The organism is Microvirga sp. P4_G7, assembly GCF_056401005.1.
The window spans coordinates 1-1,030 of record NZ_JBFUKD010000988.1 but is presented as its reverse complement, the minus strand read 5'-3'; the positions used below and the strand labels follow the sequence as shown (position 1 = coordinate 1,030).

General features: G+C 62.1%; 3 protein-coding genes. All 3 read left to right on the top strand.

Features of this window, described 5'->3' with window-relative positions:
• Nucleotide 1 precedes the first annotated feature (1 nt).
• Nucleotides 2-436 carry a type II 3-dehydroquinate dehydratase gene (aroQ, locus tag AC1DT3_RS22440; protein ID WP_477467378.1) on the top strand — a complete coding sequence of 145 codons (435 nt, stop codon included), beginning with the start codon at nucleotides 2-4 and terminating at the stop codon, nucleotides 434-436.
• Nucleotides 437-460: 24 nt separating this feature from the next.
• Nucleotides 461-943, top strand: coding sequence for an acetyl-CoA carboxylase biotin carboxyl carrier protein (accB, locus tag AC1DT3_RS22435; protein WP_477467377.1), 483 nt, complete (start codon nucleotides 461-463; stop codon nucleotides 941-943).
• A 5-nt stretch (nucleotides 944-948) separates the two neighbouring features.
• Nucleotides 949-1,030: biotin carboxylase N-terminal domain-containing protein (locus AC1DT3_RS22430; protein WP_477467379.1), on the top strand; the 82-nt coding region annotated here is incomplete at its 3' end.

The following is a 1,030-nucleotide window of genomic DNA, read 5'->3' as shown; positions in this document are numbered from 1 at the left end:
CCTGAATATGTTGGGCCGCCGCGAGCCGAATATCTACGGAAGCGTCACGCTTGCCGAGATCGAGAAGCTCGTCCAAGAGCGGGCTGAGAAATCAGGGACCGCGTTGGTCTTCCGCCAGTCCAACCACGAGGGACAGCTGGTCGATTGGATCCAGGAGGCAGGGCTGAAGGAGGCAGGCATCGTCATCAATGCCGGCGCTTATACCCACACGTCGATCGCCCTTCGCGATGCCATCGCAGGCTGCGGAGCCCCGGCGATCGAAATCCATCTCTCGAATGTTCATGCACGCGAAGGCTTTCGTCATCGCTCGTTGATCGCCCCGGTCTGCGTCGGCGTGATTTGCGGTTTCGGGCCAATGAGCTATCTGCTCGGGTTCGATGCGGCTCATCAGGTCCTGACGGAACGGGCGCGCTCGAAGCAGCCTTCGAAACACTGATTCCTCACAGACAGAGGCAGCCCCATGGCTAAAGACAATCCTTTCGATCCCGATCTCGTTCGCGAGCTGGCTACGCTGATTGCGGACACGGATCTCACCGAGATCGAGGTGGAAAAGGGCGATCTGCGTATTCGCGTGGCGCGCACGGCAGCAGCTCAACTGACGATGCCTTATGCACCGGCCTCGTACGCCGCGCCTGCACCGGGCCCCGCCCCGGTCGTCGCTCCCCCGCCGGTCGCCGCCGACGTGCCCGCCAAGGCCGCGAGCGTCCATCCCGGCGCCGTTCTGTCGCCGATGGTCGGCACCGCGTACCTGCGTCCCTCGCCAGAGGCAAAGCCGTTCGTTGAGATCGGATCGAAGGTTCAGGCCGGTGACAAGGTTCTCCTCATCGAAGCGATGAAGACCTTCAACGAGATCACAGCGCCGCGGGCCGGAACGGTCACCGCCATCCACGTCGAAGACGGTACGCCGGTCGAATATGGCGAGCCGTTGATCGTCATCGAGTGATGAAGATGTTCGATAAGATCCTCATCGCCAATCGGGGTGAAATCGCATTGCGCATCCTGCGCGCGGCGAAGGAGCTCGGAATCGCGA